The organism is Pseudarthrobacter sp. MOO13 (assembly GCF_058267655.1).
In genome coordinates, this window is record NZ_CM177848.1 from 3,400,835 (window position 1) to 3,418,391 (window position 17,557).

Below are 17,557 nucleotides of genomic sequence, written 5' to 3' on the forward strand. Positions count from 1 at the left end.
GGGAACGCCCCACCGAATGCACGCGCCAGCAACCTTGCGTTCATTCAGTGCTGTTGTCATGTGCCTGGACAACCAACAGGCCAGGCACATTCCTGCCCAGTCCGATCCATGAAGCATGGACGCACCCACCGGACCACCCACCCGGTACTCCTCAATGAAAGTAAGAGCGGATGCATCAAACACCCTGGAAGTTAGCGCTTGGTGCAGCATTGTCAGCGGGGCTCATCGCAGCCCCGCTGACTGCTGTTCCGGCGGCCGCGGAGGTCTCAGCCGCGGCCGGCACATCCCCCGTTGTCATCAACGAGGCCTACCTGAGCGGCGGCAGCAGCGGCGCCGCGTACAAGAACAAATTCGTGGAACTGTACAACAGCTCCAACGCGCCCGTCTCCCTGGACGGCTGGTCGGTACAGTACCGCTCCGCCACCGGAACGGCCGCTCCCAGCGCAGTCGCCGCATTGTCGGGGTCCATTCCCGCCAAGGGCTACTACCTGGTTCAGGGCGGGAGCAACGGCGCCAATGGTGCAGACCTGCCCGCACCGGACCTCGTGGCCGGGGCGCTCAACTTCGGCGGCAGCGGAGGCACCATTGTGCTCGCCAAGCAGCCCACCGCCGTCGGACTTCCCACCGGGTCCGCGGTGGAGCCCGCAGGCGTGGCCGACCTCCTGGGCTACGGCAGCTCCAACACGTTTGAGACCAAGGCCGCCGCGGCACCCGCTTCCAACACCGACGTGAAGAGCCTGAACCGGACCGGAGGCGCGGACAGCAACAGCAATGCCGCTGACTTCACGCTCAGCGCCGCCATCACCCCCACGTCCTCCGGCGGTACCGCACCGGACCCCACACCGGTCCCGGACCCGGTCGACAAGACCATCGCCGAAATCCAGGGCACCGGCGTCGAAAGCCCGCTGGCCGGAGCCGCCGTCACCACCAAGGGCAAGGTCACCGCGGCCTTTCCCACGGGCGGACTGAACGGCTACTACATCCAGACCCCCGGTACAGGCGGCGATCTGAGCGCCACTAACCACTCCGCCTCCGACGGCATCTTCGTCTACTCGCCCGCCACGGCGGGATCGGTCCAGGCCGGAGACTACGTCCAGGTCACGGGCACGGTTGCCGAGTACTACGGAATGACCCAGCTGAATGTCACGGCGGCTACCGGCCTCACCAAACTGTCCGAGGCCGCACCCGAGGTCAAGCCCACCGTCTTCACGCTTCCGGCCGGCGAGGCCTTCCGCGAGTCGCTGGAAGGCATGCTGCTGGCACCCCAGGGCCCCATGACCGTCAGTGACAACTACAGCCTGAACCAGTACGGCGAGATCGGCCTGGCCGGCGGCACCACCGCGCTGGAACAGCCCACCGCCGTGGCACCCTACGGCTCGGCAGAGTACGCCGCCGTCGTGGCTGACAACGCCGCCCGCGGCATCAAGCTCGACGACGGGTCCAGCACCAACTTCCTCAAGGACGCCACCACCAAGGCCGAAGTGCTGCCCTACCTCACCACAGCCGATCCGGTCCGGGTGGGCTCACCCGTCAGCTTCACCACCAACGTGGTGCTGGGCTACGCCAACAACTCCTGGAAGTTCCAGCCGCTGACCCACCTGACTGAGGCCAACAAGGCCACCGTCCAGCCGGCCCGCTTCGGCGCCACCCGCACCGAGGCCCCCGCGGCCGTGGGCGGCAACCTGAAGCTCGCCTCCTTCAACGTGCTGAATTACTTCCCCACCACCGGTGACCAAATCGCCGGCTGCAAGTTCTACACCGACCGCGCAGGCAACCCCATCACCGTCAGCGGCGGCTGCAACGTCCGCGGCGCCGCCAACGCCGAGAACTTCAAACGCCAGCAGGACAAGATCGTGGCCGCCATCTCCAAGTCCGGCGCCGACGTCGTCACCCTGATGGAGGTGGAGAACTCCGCACAGTTCGGCAAGAACCGGGACGACGCCCTGGCCAAGCTGGTGGAGGCCCTTAACATCCCCACCCCAGGCATCTGGGACTACGTCCGCACCCCCGCGAACGCACCCCCGCTGGCCGACGAGGACATGATCCGCACAGCGTTCATCTTCAAGAAGGCCGCCGCCGAGCCGGTGGGCGAATCCATCATCCACAACGACACGGTCGCCTTCGCCAGCGCCCGCAAGCCGCTGGCCCAGGTTTTCAAGCCCGTAGGCGCGCCTGATGACAAGAAGTTCATCGCGATCGCGAACCACTTCAAATCCAAGGGCTCGGCAGCCACACCGGACGACACCGACAAGGGCCAGGGCAATTCAAACCTCGCCCGTACCGCCCAGGCGCAGTCCCTACTGGCCTTCGCCGACGAGCTGCAGAAGTCCAAGGCCACCGACAAGGTGTTCCTGATCGGCGACTTCAACTCGTACGGCAAGGAAGACCCGATCAACGTCCTCACCGACGCAGGGTATGTCAACCAGGACGACAAGGCCAGGAATGCCGACGGCACGGCCAAGCACTCGTACCTCTTCGGCGGCCTGGTGGGCTCCCTGGACCACATCCTCGCCTCCCCGGCGGCCAACGCGGTGGTCACCGGTGCGGACATCTGGAACATCAACTCGGTGGAATCCGTGGCGCTGGAGTACAGCCGCTACAACAACAACGTCACCGACTACTACGCACCAAACCAGTTCCGCGCCAGCGACCACGACCCCGTGGTGGTCGGCCTGGACCTCCCGGCAGTCCCTGCCAGCGTTGACCTGAACCTCCTGAACATCAACGACTTCCACGGCAGGATCGATTCCAACACCGTGCAGGTCGCCGGGACCATCGAGAAGCTCCGCGCCACAGCCGCTCCGGGTGCCACGGCCTTCCTGTCGGCCGGGGACAACATCGGCGCCTCGCTGTTCGCGTCCGCGGTCGCCAAGGACCAGCCCACCATCGACGTCTTGAACGCCTTGGAGCTGAAAGCGTCCGCAGTGGGCAACCACGAGTTCGACGGCGGCTGGGAGGACCTGCGCGACCGCGTCATCGCGGGCGGCGCCAACGCGAAGTTCCCCTACCTGGGCGCGAACGTCTACAAGAAGGGCACCACCGAGCCGGTCCTGCCGGAGTACACGGTGCTGGACCTGAACGGCATCAAGGTTGCCGTGATCGGCACCGTCACCCAGGAAGTCCCCTCCCTGGTGACTCCCGCCGGCATCGCCGACCTCGACTTCGGCGACCCGGTGGACGCCATCAACCGGGTGGCCGCCAGGATCACGGCGGAGAAGCTGGCGGACGTGATCATCGTTGAGGACCACGACGGCGCCGGTTCCGGGGTGGTGGAGGGCGCCACCCTGGAGCAGGAAGTGGCAGCCGGGGGTCCCTTCGCCAAGCTGGTCACAGAAACCTCCCCCGAAGTGGATGCGATCTTTACGGGCCACACCCACAAGGAGTACGCCTGGGACGCCCCGGTGCCGGGCGCCGCGGGCAAGACCCGGCCCATCGTGCAGACCGGCAACTACGGTGAGAACGTGGGCCAGATCCAGCTGACCGTGGACACGGCCACCAAGCAGGTGACCGGGTACAAGGCCGGTAACGTCAAGCGCACCACCGACGCCGCAGCAGGGCTGGTGGCCGCCTACCCGCGCGTGGCCGCCGTGGACGCGATCGTGAAGAAGGCCCTCGCGGACGCCTCCGTGGTGGGCAACCAGCCCATCGGCTCGGTCACCAAGGACATCACCACGGCGTTCACCACCGACGCCACCGGTGCTGCCAAGCGCGATGACCGCGGCAGCGAATCCACCCTGGGCAACCTGGTGGCCGATTCCCTGCTCTCTTCCCTGCAGCCGGCCGAGCTTGGCGGCGCGGAGATCGGCGTCGTCAATTCCGGCGGCCTGCGCAACGAGCTGTACTACGCACCGGACGGCACCATCACCTACGCCGAGGCCAACGCGGTCCTGCCGTTCGTGAACAACCTGTGGACCACGTCCTTGACCGGTGCGCAGTTCAAAACGCTGCTCGAACAGCAGTGGCAGACCAACCCGGATGGCACGGTTCCCAGCCGGGCCTACCTGCAGCTGGGCCTGTCAAAGAACGTCAACTACACCTACGATGCCGCCCGCCCGGCCGGTGACCGGATCACGTCCGTGCGGGTGAACGGCGACCTGCTGGACCAGGCCAAGTCCTACCGGGTGGGAACCTTCAGCTTCCTGGCCACCGGTGGCGACAACTTCCGGATCTTCACCGCGGGCACCAACACCCGCGATTCCGGGCTGGTGGACCGGGATGCCTGGATCGGGTACCTCCAGAAGAGCAGCCCGGTGTCCCCGGACTTCGCCCGGCGTTCAGTGGCTGTCACCAACACCACTGCCGCTGAGGTCAAGCCCGGCGGACCGCTCACGCTGACGGTGTCCAGGCTTGACCTGACGTCGCTGGGCAGCCCGGTGAACACGGCACTGGCGGCCTCGTTCACGGACTCCGCCGGCACGGTGACCCAGCTGGGTAAGGTCCCGGTCGCCGCCGGCGCCGCCGCCGTGAACCTTGCCGTGCCGGCCGGCGCTGCAGCGGGGACGGGCACCCTGGTGCTCACCGCCGTCGAATCCGGCACGGTGGTCAGGACTGCGGTCCTGGTTGCGGCGGACGCTCCGTCGCAACCGGTCTGCGTCCCGCCGGTCAAGCCCACCCGGCCCGCGGACCTCAAGGGCCAGGCAAACTACGGACAGGCCATGGCCGCGTACCGGGCCTGCCTGCGCGGCTGACACCAGGATGCGCCATCACTTCCGGTTCCCTTCCTACGGTTTGGGGGCCGGAAGTGATGGCGCATCGGTGTTCAAGCCCTGGCCGGGTTATCCCCTGTTGAGGATGGCCGCCGCGATTTCGTCCGCATCGCGGAGGGTGCGCTGGCCGCTGCGGTAGGCGGGGCCGCCCTCCTGGAAAGCTTCGGCGGCGATGGCGGTGCCCCATTGTGCCGACGACAGCTGCAATCCCAGGACGAACAAGCCCTCCGTCACCGACCCGTTGGCCCCCACCGGCCGGTACGGGTGGGGCTCCACGTCCAGTCCGGTGGACTCCACCGGGGCGCCTTCGGCGGTCATCATCAATTTGGAGCGGACCAGCCCGTCCGCCAGCAGCTGTTCCAGGACCGGGGACTCGTTGGCTGACACCCGGTTGCCGGGGGCCAGCGCTTCCACCATGGTCCGCGCCGTCGCGGGCGGTCCGGAAACCCACGGTGAGGAAGCGGCAAACCGCGCCGCCTTCCGGTCCACGCCGAATTTGGGGTCCGGCCCAACGAAGCTCACCACCCCGGCCCGGGCGAGCGCGGCGAGTTGTTCGGAACGCAGCGCAGGCGGACCGCTGGCCAGGCCTTCCACGAAGGACTCGAACCAGCCGCGCAGTCCGGCCACCCAGGATTCGTCGGTGATGCCGCCGTCGGCCACTGCCGTTTTGAGGACGGCGCGTCCATGGTGCAAGGCGCCGATGGCCATCTTGACCGGATCGTCCTCGCCGAGCGCGGAACGGCGTGCGTCGTCCAGCAGGAATTCCACCACGGCGGCGTCGTGCTCGGCCCGGGAACCAAACGAACGGCCCGCCAGCGGAGCGGCCAGTCCCAGCAGGTCCAGGCGGTGCCTCGGGCCGACATGGACGGCAAGGACACTGTCCACCCCGTCCTCCCATTTCACGGCGCTGTGCGCATGCGGCTGCAGGGCTTCCTCGAGCGCGGCAAGGAATGCCGGCGCGTCCGGGACCGCTCCCGGCTGCGAGCGCACCAGCGTGGAGTAGTAGGCCCACAGGGTGTCACGGTGCAGCAAGGGCCACAGGTCGTGGTCGAAGGAGGGCCGGATTCCTGCCTTGGCCAACCGCCCGATCGCGGCCTCGGTGAGGTAGCGCAGCCTGACGGAGGGGGCGTAGTAGCCGTCCAGGGCGGCCTTGGCGCGGTACGGGGTGCCGCGCCGGGAGGCCGCGATGATCAAAGGCTCCTGGCCGGAGGGTTCGTACTCGAGCCGGTTGCCGGTGGAGACGAATTTTCCGCCGCGGCCTTCGGTGAGCTGTCCCATGGTGTCAAAGAAGTTCAGTCCCATGCCGCGGACCAGGACAGGTTCGCCGGCCGGGATCCGGGACCAGTCCACATCCGCGGGCGCGGCGGGCGGAAAGTATTGCAAACCCAGCCGCGCGGCCGAATCCTGGAGGTCGCGCTGTTCCGGGTTCAGGCGGGACGGGATGTGCCCCAGGGCGAGCACCACGGAGTTGGCCCTGATGCTCTCCCCGGTGGCCAGTCCGACGTCGAACATTCCGTCCCCGGCGGGGCGCGCCCACAGCGCGGACGTTTCGTGGAATTCGATGGTGACGCCGTCGGGGGCCTTGGCGAGCACGTCCGCCAGGGTGCTGCGAAGATACCGGCCGTACAGGGCACGGCTGGGGAAGTCCCGCGAACCCAGCACCGCGATTTCGGCCCGCTCGTCATCGGTGAGCGACGGCAGCGGATCCCTCTGCTGCCTCAGCCGCCATTCATCGAACGTGGTACCGGCAACCGGCGCCGGCAGCGACGGGTCCTGGGGAATCAGCGTGGGATAGAACGACTGGGTATTCATCAGGAACAGCCGGGACTGGTCCGGCTGCCAGACATGGCCTGGGCCTGCCGGATACGGGTCCACGACGTCGATTCGCAGCCGCACGGGGCGCCCCGCCGCGGCCGTGTGGGCGAGCAGCCGCTCCAGCACACTGGTGCCCCGGGGGCCGGCGCCGATGATGACGGCCCGGATGCTCTGCGATAATTCCACGCCATCCAGCGTACGGGCTCAAGGCAACCGGCGCCCCGCACGCTTGACTTGCCAGCCTCGGGGGATGTTGTTTGGATGGGGCGCATGACCACCACAGCAGCTGATCAAGCGTCCGTTCCCGGTCCTGGCCGGGACACCACCGCTACCCCGTCCCCGGGCTCCGCTCCCGAACCAGTCGACGAGAATGTCTGGCTGGAGGACATCTACGGCGAGGAGCAGCTGGCCTGGGTCAAAGAGCAGAACTCCCGCACCGAGGACCTGCTCGAGGGCGCTGACTACACGGACCTGGAAGCGGGCATCCTCGAAGTCCTGGATTCCACCGACCGGATCGCCATGGTGGGCAAGCGCGGCGACTGGTATTACAACTTCTGGAAGGACCGGCAGAACCCCAAGGGCCTCTGGCGCCGCACCACGTGGGAGAGCTACTGCACCGATTCCCCGGAGTGGGACGTCCTCCTGGACATCGATGCACTGGCCAAGGCTGAGGGCGAAGAGTGGGTGTTCCACGGCGCCACGTTCCTGCGTCCGGCCGCGGGCGAGCCCTACCGGCTGGCCCTGCTGGCCCTCTCCCCCGACGGCGGCGACGCGAACCGGTACCGCGAGTTCGACGTCGAAGCACGCGGCTTCGTGGATCCGGCGGAGGGCGGATTCGACCTCCCGACCGCCAAAGGCAACGTGTCCTGGCTGGACGCGGACACCCTGCTGGTTGCCTCCACCGCGGACGGCCTGCCCAGGACGGCGTCCTCGTACGCCCGGACCGCGGTGACCCTCAGGCGCGGCGGTTCCCTGGCCGGCGCCCCACGCCTGTTCGAGGTGCCCGAGGACCACATGATGGCCATCGTGGCGCACGATTCCACCCCTGGCTTTGAGCGCACCTTCGCGGTGGACTACATCGACTTCTTCAACCGCACCAACCTGGTGCTGCGGGGCGACGAGTGGGTGCCGATCGACGTGCCCACGGACGTCAACGTGAGCGCCCACCGCGAATGGCTGCTCTTCCGTCCGCAGCAGGACTGGACCGTGGACGGCACCACGTACCCGTCCGGGGCCCTGCTCGCGGCCGGGTTCGAGGACTACCTCGCGGGCAACCGGCAACTCACGGTCCTGTTCACGCCCGATGCCCACACCTCGCTGCAGTCCTGGAGCTGGACCCGGAACTTCCTGCTGCTCAACCTGCTCAGGGACGTTTCCTCCGAGATCCGGGTGCTGGATCCCTCCCGGCCGGCCGACGGCGGCTGGGCGGCCACGCCCCTGGACGCGTGCCCGCCGCTGCACGACGTGAACGCCTACGCCGTGGACGACGAGGACGACGAACCGGCCAACGGCGGCGCAGGCGATGACTTTTGGCTCATCGCCACGGGCTTCACCACCCCCACCACCCTTATGCGTGGCACCCTGGAGCGGAGTGCCCCGGACAGGGCGGGCGACGGAGCGACCGGCGTGGTGAGCCGGCACGCCGCCATCAAGGCCTCGCCGTCGTTCTTCGCTGACGGCGACTATGAGGTGGAGCAGCACTTCGCCGTGTCCGACGACGGCACCCGGGTCCCGTATTTCCAGGTAGCCCCGCGCGGGCTGGCCTTGGACGGGCAGAACCCCACCCAGCTCTCCGGCTACGGCGGGTTTGAGGTCTCCCGGACGCCCGCGTACAGCGGCACGGTCGGCAGGGCCTGGCTGGAGCGGCGGACGGCTTTGTCGGACGGCAGTGACGGGAAGGCGCCGCACTCGCGCGGCGGGGTGTACGTGGTGGCGAACATCCGCGGCGGCGGCGAGTACGGGCCGGCCTGGCACCGTGCCGCACTGAAGGAAAACCGGCACAAGGCCTACCAGGACTTCGCAGCGGTGGCCCGGGACCTGATCTCACGCGGAGTGACCTCTCCGCGGCGGCTCGGTTGCGTGGGCGGCTCCAACGGCGGCCTGCTGGTGGGGAACATGCTCACCCGGTATCCGGAACTTTTCAGGGCGGTCTCCTGCGGTGTGCCGCTGCTGGACATGCGCCGCTACACCAAGCTGTCCGCCGGGCACTCCTGGATCGCCGAATACGGCGACCCGGATGTTCCCGAGCAGTGGGAGTACATCAGGACCTTTTCGCCGTACCACCTGCTCAAGGATGCGGTGGAGTACCCGGAAACCTTCATCTGGACGGCCACCTCGGACGACCGGGTGGGCCCGGTCCAGGCCCGGAAGATGGCCGCCCGGATGCTGGCAATGGGGATCCCGAATGTGTGGTTCCACGAAGCGCTGGAAGGCGGCCACGCCGGCGCCTCCGACAACCGGCAGGCTGCCGCGCTCCAGGCCCGCAGCCAGCATTTCCTCTGGAAGGCGCTGGCGGGCTGAATGGCGGCCGGGGTGGCGGTCCGGAGGGCTGTGGCCGGGGACATCGAGCAGCTGGCCCAGGTACACATCCGCTGCTGGCGGGAAACGTACCGGGGCATGTTGACTGATGCCTTCCTTGCCTCGGTGGATCCCGCAGGCCGGCTTGCCCTGTGGCGGCACCTGCTGGACCGCCCGGACCCCGCCGAGGCGTGGGTGGCCTGCGACGGCGCAACGGTGGTCGGTTTCGCCGGACGGCGGCGGCTGCCCGCCCCGGGTTCCCTCGAGGGGCACCCGCCGCCGGCTTCCGGCGACCTGGAGCTGTGGGGGTTGTATGTGCTGGCCTCGCACCAGCGCCTCGGCCTTGGCGGCCGACTGCTGACCGCTGCGCTGGGCACCCAGGCGGCGAGCCTCTGGGTGGCGGCAGCGAACAGCAACGCCATCGGTTTCTACCGCCGCTTCGGCTTTGAACCTGACGGCGCACGGGATGTCCTGGCGGACTGGGAGGACCTGCCGGAAATCCGGATGGTCCGCGCCGAGCAACGCCTCCCCTAGGACCTCCCTGCACCGGCATCCCGGGCCCGACTGCGAGGGGTGGCGCCGTTGCGGCCGTCGGGTTTGCCCGGCCGGGCACCGTTTTGCACTGCATGGCCGGATCTGCGTATCCTTGGTGGGCTAGGAATAGCAATTGGAGACGTGCCAGAGCGGCCGAATGGACTTCACTGCTAATGAAGGGTCGGGGTTATACTCGACCGGGGGTTCAAATCCCCCCGTCTCCGCGTTTGGCCCCGGTCCCTGGACCGGGGCCTTTTGCGTTTCCGGGCCCGGCCTCGGGGGCGCCCCTGGCCAGTCCTAAGCCCGTTCGCGCATCCGCACCTTGAGGGGTTGAAGTCGCGAACACTCTTCTGATACGGCGGACGTTACGCCCCGCCCGTCTGGAAAACGCTGTCCGGCAGCCGGACGTGGCGAGCGGTGCCTGCGGCAGCGGTGGCAGGATTGGCCCATGGCGGCACGCAGCAACTTACCCCGGCCCGAGGGCACCCGGACGGCATGGAATCCTCGCCTTGCACTCCTGGTGGCGGCGACCTTCTTCATGGAGTTCCTGGACGGAACGGTCCTCACCACCGCCATCCCCAGCATTTCCGCGGACTTCGCCATCGCCGCCGCGGACGTGAACATCACCATGACCGCGTACCTGCTGACCGTCGCCATCGGCATCCCCCTCAGCGGCTGGCTGGCAGAACGGTTTGGTGCCCGCCGGATCTTCTGCCTGGCAATCGCCGTCTTCACCCTGGCGTCGCTCGCCTGCGCCCTCAGCCAGGACCTCACCACCCTGACCTTGAGCCGCATTGCCCAGGGGGCTGGCGGAGCCATGATGGTTCCGGTGGGCACCCTGGTGGTCCTGCGCGGCACACCGAAGTCCGAGTTGCTGCGCGCCACCGCGTTCCTGGTGTGGCCCGGGCTCCTGGCACCGGTCCTCGCGCCGCTGGTGGGCGGAGCGCTCACCACCTACCTGTCCTGGCACTGGATCTTCCTGGTCAACCTTCCGCTCGGTGCCGCCGCGTTCCTGGCTTCGCTCCGGCTGGTCCCGGTAGCGCCGGGCGATCCCGGCCGGCGCTTGGACTGGCCCGGCATGGCACTGACCACCGTCGGGGTCGGAGCGCTCGTGGCCGGCCTGGAACTTGCCAGCAGCCACCCCGAACTGCCCTGGGCCGGGATCAGCGCCGCCGCCGGGGCCGCAGCGCTCACGGGGGCCGTTTTGTGGATGCGGCGCACTCCGCATCCACTGTTCAACCTGCAAGTCTTCCGCGTCCGCACTTTCCGGGCCATGGCTACCGGCGGTTTCGTGTACCGGGTGACCATCAGCTCGGTCCCCTTCCTGTTGCCGCTGATGTTCCAGACCGGATTCGGATGGACTCCACTGCACGCCGGAGCACTCGTGGCCGCAGTGTTCATCGGCAACATCGGCATCAAGCCGGCCACCACGCCGTTGATCCGGAAGTTTGGCTTCAAGGCGATGCTGGTGTTTGCCTCGCTGGCGTCCGCCGTCACCTTCGCCGCTTGCGCCCTGCTGACGCCTGAGACCCCGGAAGTGCTGATGTTCGCACTGCTGGTCTGCAGCGGGGCGTTCCGCTCCATCGGCTTTTCGTCATATGCGTCCGTGCAGTACGCGGACATCCCGCCGGCGCAGCTCACCTCCGCCAACACGGTGTCGGCGACCTTGGTGCAGCTTGCCACGGGATCGGGAATCGCCGTCGCAGCCCTGCTGATCCGGACCTTTGATGGGATTTCCCTCGGACACCAGGACGCCGCCGGGCCATTCCGGGCCGCGTTCCTGGCCATGGCCGTCCTGATGCTGGCCAGCACCGCGGACAGCATCCTGCTGCCGCGGCACGCCGGCGCTGCGGTCAGCCGGCCTGGGCCAAAACCAGGGGAAGCACCGCTCCCGCCCCGGCCTGCCGAAGGGCGCGCCCGGCGACCGTAATGGTCCACCGGCTGTCCACGAGGTCGTCAATCAGCATGACCGGCTGGCCCTGGGCGGACTGCAGCGCGGCCTCAAGTTCCGGGCCCACCACCAGCCGGTCCCACACTCCGGCCAACCGGTAGGCGCTGTTCCCGCCACGGCCGCCGGTGGGACCGCCGTGCGCCAACTGCAGCTCGCCAAGGTAGGGGATGCGCCCGATGTCCGAGATCCCGCGGGCCAGCGAACCCACCAATTGCGGTTTGCTCCGGGAGGGGATGCTGACGATGGCGGCCGGCCTGCCGGCTCCGCTCCACCCCGGGTTCCGGGAGTCCCCGGTGCCCCATTCGCGCAGCACCTGCACGCAGGCCTGGAGCATCCCGGGATCCACAGGCCGGTCCTGCGCGCCGGAGGCGAACAGCTCCCGCAAGGCCCCGCCCCAGCCGAGGTCCGTCAGCCGGGCGAGGACCCGCCCGTCCGCAAGGCCTTCCCCGGGCTTGAGCTTGCCCTTCACCGGAACCCCCAGACGGTCCATGCCGCTGGGCCACTGCAGGCGCGGCTCCAGGACTCCGCCTGCCCTGCTCAGGGTCTGGCCGGCGGCGGCCGTGGCCTCGGCCGCGACGTCGGCTGGGAACCATTGGCCTGCGCAGTTGTCGCACCGGCCGCAGGGCCGGGCCGTCTCATCGTCCAGGACCGAGGTGATGTACTCCATCCGGCAGCCCGCCGTGTCCTGGTAGATCACCATGGAGTCCTGCTCGTCCACGCGCGCCTCGGCGATCCGGCTGTAGCGTTCGGCGTCGTAGGTCCAGGGCTGTCCGGTGGCGCGCCAGCCGCCACCCACCCGCTCCACGGCGCCGTCCACGGACAGCACCTTCAGCAGCAGCTCAAGCGGGGTGCGCCGCAGGTCAACCCTGGCTTCGAGTGCCACCGTTGACAGGGCCGTTCCGGCCTCGGCCAGGGCGGTCAGGACGGCCCCGGCCTTCTCCTCGGACGGCATGGACGCGGTGGCGAAGTATTGCCAGATTTCGCGGTCTTCGGAGCCGGGCAGCAGCAGGACGTCGGCGTTGGCGGCGCCACGGCCGGCACGGCCCACCTGCTGGTAGTAGGCCACGGGCGACGACGGCGCGCCCAGGTGGACAACGAAGCCGAGGTCCGGTTTGTCGAAGCCCATCCCCAGTGCCGACGTGGCCACCAGCGCCTTGACCTCGTTGTCCTTCAGCAGTTGCTCCGCCCGTTCCCGGTCGGCCGGATCGGTCCGGCCGGTGTAGGCGAGCACGTGGTGCCCGGCTTCGGCCAGCAGCCTGGCGGTGTCCTCCGCTGCGGACACGGTCAGGGTGTAGATAATGCCGCTGCCGGGGAGATCTGGGAGGTGCGTCAGCAGCCAGCCCAGGCGCGCTTTGGAATCGGGAAGGGACAGGACGCCGAGCCGGAGCGAATCGCGGCCCAGGGCGCCGCGGATGGTCAGGACCCCTGCCCCAAGTTGTTCCTCGATATCGTGCACCACCCGCGAATTGGCCGTGGCCGTAGTGGCCAGGACCGGCACCGAATCGGGCAGCCGCGTGATGAGGTCGGCGATGCGGCGGTAGTCGGGGCGGAAATCGTGGCCCCAGTCGGAAATGCAGTGGGCTTCGTCGATCACGAGCAGGCCGGTCCGGCGGAGGAGTTCAGGCAACTGGTTTTCACGGAACGCCGGGTTGGTCAGCCGTTCCGGGGAGACCAGGAGGACGTCCACATCGTCGGCAGCCAGCTGCTCTCGGACCGTGTCCCACTCCAGCTGGTTGGCAGAGTTGATGGCCACGGCGCGGACCCCGGCCCTCGCAGCAGCGGCCACCTGGTCGCGCATGAGGGCGAGCAAGGGCGAGACGATCAGCGTGGGCCCGGCGCCCCGGCGCCGCAGCAGCAGGGAGGCCACGAAGTACACCGCTGACTTGCCCCAGCCGGTGCGCTGGACCACCAAAGCCCGCCGCCCGGCGTCGACCAATGCTTCAATGGCTTCAAACTGCCCGTCGTGGAACACTGCACCGGGATGCCCCACCAGGCCGCGAAGGACTTCAAGGGCCTCAGCGTGGGTGGCGGTTCCCGGGGCATCCGGACCTGCGGCAAGGGTGGTGGCGGAGATTGTGGACGTGTATTGGTTGTCGGCCATTGATTCAGTATCCCAGCACCCCCTGACAGCGGGCACAGCCCGGTGCTGCTATGTGGAAAGCCCCTGCCGGTGCACCCGAATGCGCCCAGCTGTTACGAAAGTGCACCCGGGACCAGCTTGGCTGCGCCCGCCGCCCACGTAAGATAAAGCCCGTGACTAGCGAACAGACAACGACATTTGATCTCTCGGCATCCTTCAAGGCCTACGACGTCCGTGGGATTGTGGGCGAATCGATCACCGCCGAAATCGTCGAAGCCGTGGGGGCCGCGTTCGTGGATGTCCTCAAGCTCGAAGGCCAGACCATCGTGGTGGGCGGTGACATGCGCCCCTCCTCCCCCGAGTTCACCAAGGCCTTCGCCAACGGAGCCGCAACCAGGGGCGCCAACGTAGAGCTGCTGGACCTGATTTCCACCGATGAGCTGTACTTCGCCTGCGGTTTCCTCAACCGCGCCGGCGCAACCTTCACCGCCAGCCACAATCCCGCCGCCTACAACGGCATCAAGATGTCCAAGGCCGGTGCCGTCCCGATTTCCTCCGAAACCGGCCTCAAGGAGATCCAGGCCCTCGCGGAGCAGTACCTCAACACCGGGTCCATCCCCGCCGCCGGCACCCGCGGAAGCATCAGCGTCCGCGACGTCCTCAAGGACTACTCCGAGTACCTGCGCAAGCTGGTTGACCTCTCAGCCTCCCGCCCGCTGAAGGTGGTGGTGGACGCCGGCAACGGCATGGCAGGCCTGACCACTCCCGCCGTGATGGGCGACGCGTTGCTGCACAAACTCCCGTTCGACATTGTTCCGCTCTACTTTGAACTGGATGGATCCTTCCCCAACCACCCCGCCAACCCGCTGGAGCCGGAGAACCTCCGCGACCTCCAGGCGGCGGTCATCAAGCACGGTGCGGACATCGGCCTGGCCTTCGACGGGGACGCAGACCGCTGCTTCGTCATTGACGAGAAGGGCGAGCCCGTGTCCCCGTCCGCCATCACCGGGATGGTGGCGCGCCGCGAGATCGCCCGCGCCAAGGCGCAGGGCGAGGAAAAGCCCACGATCATCCACAACCTCCTGACCTCCCGTGCCGTCGCCGAGCTGGTGGAACACGACGGCGGACGTGCTGTCCGGACCCGCGTGGGCCACTCGTTCATCAAGGCGGTCATGGCCGAGGAAGGCGCCGTGTTCGGCGGCGAACACTCCGCGCACTTCTACTTCCGCGATTTCTGGAACGCGGACACCGGCATGCTGGCAGCCATGCATGTCCTGGCAGCACTGGGCGAGCAGGACGGCCCGCTGTCCGACCTGGCACGCGAATACGAGCCCTACGTCAGCTCCGGCGAGATCAACTCCGAGGTGGAGGACAAGCCGGCGGCGGTGGAGCGGGTACGCCAGGCTTTCGCGGACGAGGACCTCACCATCGACACCCTGGACGGCAGCACGTTCACGGCCAACGACGGCAGCTACTGGTTCAACCTCCGCCCCTCCAACACCGAACCGTTCCTGCGGCTCAATGCCGAGGCGACGGACCGGGCCACCATGGAGCGCGTCCGCGACCGCGTCCTCTCGCTGGTTCGGGCCTAGCAGCGGATGGCAGACCACACCGGGCAGGCAACGGAGGGCCCCGGCGGCCAGGAGAGCTGGCGCGATTCCGTTCCGGAAGCCACGGCAACCGACCTGGAGAACCTCCTGGGCACGGGTGTGAGCGCGGCCCAGGAGCAGCTCCAGCGCAACGGCGGCTTCCTGCCCTTCGCGCTCACGGTGCAAAACGACGGCGAGGTGCGGCTGGTTGCCGTCTCCCCGGCGGAAGCCGGGGAGGACACGGACGGGGATTTCGACGCCGAGGCCATGATCCAGGACCTCCAGGCGCTCCTGCGGCAGAACCGGGACGACTTCCGCGCCGCCGCCGTCGTGTGCGACATCCTGCTGGTGGAGGAGGATTCCGACGCTATCCACGTGGCCGCGGAGCACCGGGACGGTTCCCTGTTCGCCGCTGTGCTGCCCTATGCCGCCAACCCCAGCACCCAGTCCTGGGATTTTGGCGAGCTTGGCGCGGACGCCAGCGAGCCCGCCATCTGGGTGGACTAGACCAGCGGCAGCCGTGAAGATCAACGCCTTCGCCGACGTCAGCCTGCGGGCACTCATGGTGCTCGCAGCGGTCCCGGACGGCACCCTGCTGACCACCCAGAGCATCGCGGACTCGGTAGGGACGCCCTACAACCACGTCAGCAAGGCGATGGCCAAGCTGCGGAGCCTGGGGTTGATCGAGGTTGTCAGGGGCCGCTCCGGCGGGTCCCAGCTCAGCCATGCCGGACGCATCGCCAGCGTGGGGCAGATCCTGCGGCAGCTCGATTCCCGGCTGGATCCGGCCGATTGCGTATCGCCGGCCGGAAATTGTCCACTGATCACCGAATGCCGGCTCCGCAGCGCCCTGGCCCGCGCACGCGAAGCCTTCTACGCTGAGCTCGACTCCGTGGTGATCGCGGATCTTCCCCAGGCCCGCCAGATGGCGCCCGTATTCCAGGTGATCGGCCTCCGCCCGGGCTTGTAGCCCAACGTATCCGGGCATTACCTGCCAGTTTGATTTCCAACTTCTACACAGTGTAGAACTGAGGCGGAAATACTTGTATTTGAAATACAAGTTTTCATCCGGCCGGACGAAGGCCCCGGCCATAACTTCAGGAGTTCAGATGCTCTCGGACAAGTCCCGCCCCGTCATTGAGGCCACCCTGCCGCTGGTCGGCTCCAGGATCGGATCCATCACCCCGAACTTTTACGCCCGGCTGTTCGCGGCGCACCCCGAACTGATGGATGGCCTGTTCAGCCGCTCCAACCAGCGCTCCGGGAACCAGCAGCAGGCCCTCGCCGGGAGCATCGCAGCCTTCGCCACCCACTTGGTCAACAATCCGGGCACCCTGCCGGAGACGGTCCTTTCCCGCATCGCGCACCGGCACGCCTCCCTGGGCATCACGGAGCCGCAGTACCAGGTGGTCTACGAGCACCTGTTCGCCGCCATCGCCGAAGACCTGGCCGAGGAGATCACTCCTGAAATCGCGGAGGCCTGGACCGAGGTGTACTGGCTGATGGCGGACGCCCTGATCAAGCTCGAAAAGGGCCTCTACGCCGCGCAGGCCAACGACAAAATGTGGACGCCCTGGCGGGTGGCAGCCAAGGCACCGGCAGGAACCGGGTCCATGACCTTCACCCTGGAGCCGGCCGACGACACCCCCGTCACCCCCGCCTTGCCCGGCCAGTACATCAGCGTCAAGGTGGCGCTCCCCGACGGACTGCGGCAGGTGCGGCAGTACTCGCTTTCCGGCGATGCCGGCACCAGCCGCATCTTCACCACCAAACTCGACGACGGCGGCGAGGTCTCCCCCGTGCTGCACCACACCGTCCAGGTGGGCGACGTCGTCGAGATTTCCAACCCTTACGGTGAGATCACGCTCAAGGACGGCGAAGGCCCGGTGGTCCTGGCCTCCGCAGGCATCGGCTGCACCCCCACCGCGTCCATCCTGCGGTCGCTGGCCGAATCCGGCTCTGACCGGCAGGTGCTGGTGCTGCACGCGGAAAGCACCCTGGACAGCTGGGCCCTGCGCAGCCAGATGACCAGCGACGTCGAGCGCCTGGACGGCGCAGAACTGCAACTCTGGCTGGAGCAGCCGGTGGACGGCACCAGGCAGGGCTTCATGTCCCTGCGCGAAGTGGACCTCCCGGCCGGCGCGTCCCTCTACCTCTGCGGCCCGCTGCCGTTCATGAAGAACATCCGCAACGAAGCCATCAACGCGGGCATTCCCGCCACCAGGATCCACTATGAGGTCTTCGGCCCGGACATCTGGCTCGCGAGCTGAATCCACCCCACGGCCCGCTCCCGGGCCCACCGTACGACGACGGCCCCGCACCTTTGGGGAAAAGGTGCGGGGCCGTCGTCGTACTGATAAGGGGG

At 68.2% G+C, this 17,557-nt stretch carries 10 protein-coding genes and 1 tRNA gene; 9 read left to right on the forward strand and 2 right to left on the reverse strand.

From position 1 onward, the window contains the following. Nucleotides 1–170 precede the first annotated feature (170 nt). On the forward strand, nucleotides 171–4,688 hold the full coding sequence (locus AC4EEO_RS15490) for an ExeM/NucH family extracellular endonuclease (protein ID WP_491339211.1): 4,518 nt from the start codon (nucleotides 171–173) through the stop codon (nucleotides 4,686–4,688). An 87-nt stretch (nucleotides 4,689–4,775) separates the two neighbouring features. Here the strand turns inward: AC4EEO_RS15490 and AC4EEO_RS15495 are convergent, their stop codons facing one another. Beyond that, nucleotides 4,776–6,707: an FAD/NAD(P)-binding protein gene (locus AC4EEO_RS15495; protein WP_491339212.1), complete on the reverse strand. Its 1,932-nt coding sequence runs from the start codon at nucleotides 6,705–6,707 to the stop codon at nucleotides 4,776–4,778. A gap of 84 nt (nucleotides 6,708–6,791) precedes the next feature. Between AC4EEO_RS15495 and AC4EEO_RS15500 the strand changes: the two genes are divergently transcribed. The 4 genes from AC4EEO_RS15500 to AC4EEO_RS15515 all read left to right on the forward strand — a co-directional run bounded on the left by AC4EEO_RS15500 (nucleotide 6,792) and on the right by AC4EEO_RS15515 (nucleotide 11,502). Then, nucleotides 6,792–9,041 carry a prolyl oligopeptidase family serine peptidase gene (locus AC4EEO_RS15500; RefSeq protein WP_491339213.1) on the forward strand — a complete coding sequence of 750 codons (2,250 nt, stop codon included), beginning with the start codon at nucleotides 6,792–6,794 and terminating at the stop codon, nucleotides 9,039–9,041. Beyond that, on the forward strand, nucleotides 9,042–9,572 hold the full coding sequence (locus tag AC4EEO_RS15505) for a GNAT family N-acetyltransferase (protein WP_491339214.1): 531 nt from the start codon (nucleotides 9,042–9,044) through the stop codon (nucleotides 9,570–9,572). A 135-nt stretch (nucleotides 9,573–9,707) separates the two neighbouring features. Beyond that, nucleotides 9,708–9,796 (forward strand) — tRNA-Ser (locus AC4EEO_RS15510). A gap of 224 nt (nucleotides 9,797–10,020) precedes the next feature. After that, nucleotides 10,021–11,502, forward strand: a complete 1,482-nt coding sequence (locus AC4EEO_RS15515) for an MFS transporter (protein ID WP_491339215.1) — start codon at nucleotides 10,021–10,023, stop codon at nucleotides 11,500–11,502. Here the strand turns inward: AC4EEO_RS15515 and AC4EEO_RS15520 are convergent. Continuing rightward, nucleotides 11,426–13,624, reverse strand: coding sequence for a RecQ family ATP-dependent DNA helicase (locus AC4EEO_RS15520; protein WP_491339216.1), 2,199 nt, complete (start codon nucleotides 13,622–13,624; stop codon nucleotides 11,426–11,428). The genes AC4EEO_RS15515 and AC4EEO_RS15520 overlap by 77 nt on opposite strands. A 152-nt stretch (nucleotides 13,625–13,776) precedes the next feature. Between AC4EEO_RS15520 and AC4EEO_RS15525 the strand changes: the two genes are divergently transcribed. The 4 genes from AC4EEO_RS15525 to AC4EEO_RS15540 all read left to right on the forward strand — a co-directional run bounded on the left by AC4EEO_RS15525 (nucleotide 13,777) and on the right by AC4EEO_RS15540 (nucleotide 17,462). Beyond that, nucleotides 13,777–15,195 (forward strand): phosphomannomutase/phosphoglucomutase, encoded by a 1,419-nt coding sequence (locus tag AC4EEO_RS15525; protein ID WP_491339217.1) that lies wholly within the window; start codon nucleotides 13,777–13,779, stop codon nucleotides 15,193–15,195. A gap of 6 nt (nucleotides 15,196–15,201) precedes the next feature. After that, the gene (locus AC4EEO_RS15530; RefSeq protein ID WP_109044745.1) at nucleotides 15,202–15,699 is read left to right on the forward strand and encodes a hypothetical protein; all 498 of its coding nucleotides are present in this window, start codon (nucleotides 15,202–15,204) and stop codon (nucleotides 15,697–15,699) included. A gap of 13 nt (nucleotides 15,700–15,712) precedes the next feature. Next, nucleotides 15,713–16,162 (forward strand): RrF2 family transcriptional regulator, encoded by a 450-nt coding sequence (locus AC4EEO_RS15535; protein WP_018762385.1) that lies wholly within the window; start codon nucleotides 15,713–15,715, stop codon nucleotides 16,160–16,162. A gap of 139 nt (nucleotides 16,163–16,301) precedes the next feature. Then, nucleotides 16,302–17,462 (forward strand): globin domain-containing protein, encoded by a 1,161-nt coding sequence (locus AC4EEO_RS15540; RefSeq protein ID WP_491339218.1) that lies wholly within the window; start codon nucleotides 16,302–16,304, stop codon nucleotides 17,460–17,462. Nucleotides 17,463–17,557 lie beyond the last annotated feature (95 nt).

Excerpts from the sequence above, each read along its gene's own strand:
- AC4EEO_RS15530 (WP_109044745.1), top strand. The coding sequence starts at position 15,202 with ATGGCAGACCACACCGGGCAGGCAACGGAGGGCCCCGGCGGCCAGGAG.
- AC4EEO_RS15515 (WP_491339215.1), top strand. The coding sequence starts at position 10,021 with ATGGCGGCACGCAGCAACTTACCCCGGCCCGAGGGCACCCGGACGGCA.
- AC4EEO_RS15520 (WP_491339216.1), bottom strand. The coding sequence starts at position 13,624 with ATGGCCGACAACCAATACACGTCCACAATCTCCGCCACCACCCTTGCC.
- AC4EEO_RS15505 (WP_491339214.1), top strand. The coding sequence starts at position 9,042 with ATGGCGGCCGGGGTGGCGGTCCGGAGGGCTGTGGCCGGGGACATCGAG.
- AC4EEO_RS15500 (WP_491339213.1), top strand. The coding sequence starts at position 6,792 with ATGACCACCACAGCAGCTGATCAAGCGTCCGTTCCCGGTCCTGGCCGG.
- AC4EEO_RS15490 (WP_491339211.1), top strand. The coding sequence starts at position 171 with ATGCATCAAACACCCTGGAAGTTAGCGCTTGGTGCAGCATTGTCAGCG.
- AC4EEO_RS15540 (WP_491339218.1), top strand. The coding sequence starts at position 16,302 with ATGCTCTCGGACAAGTCCCGCCCCGTCATTGAGGCCACCCTGCCGCTG.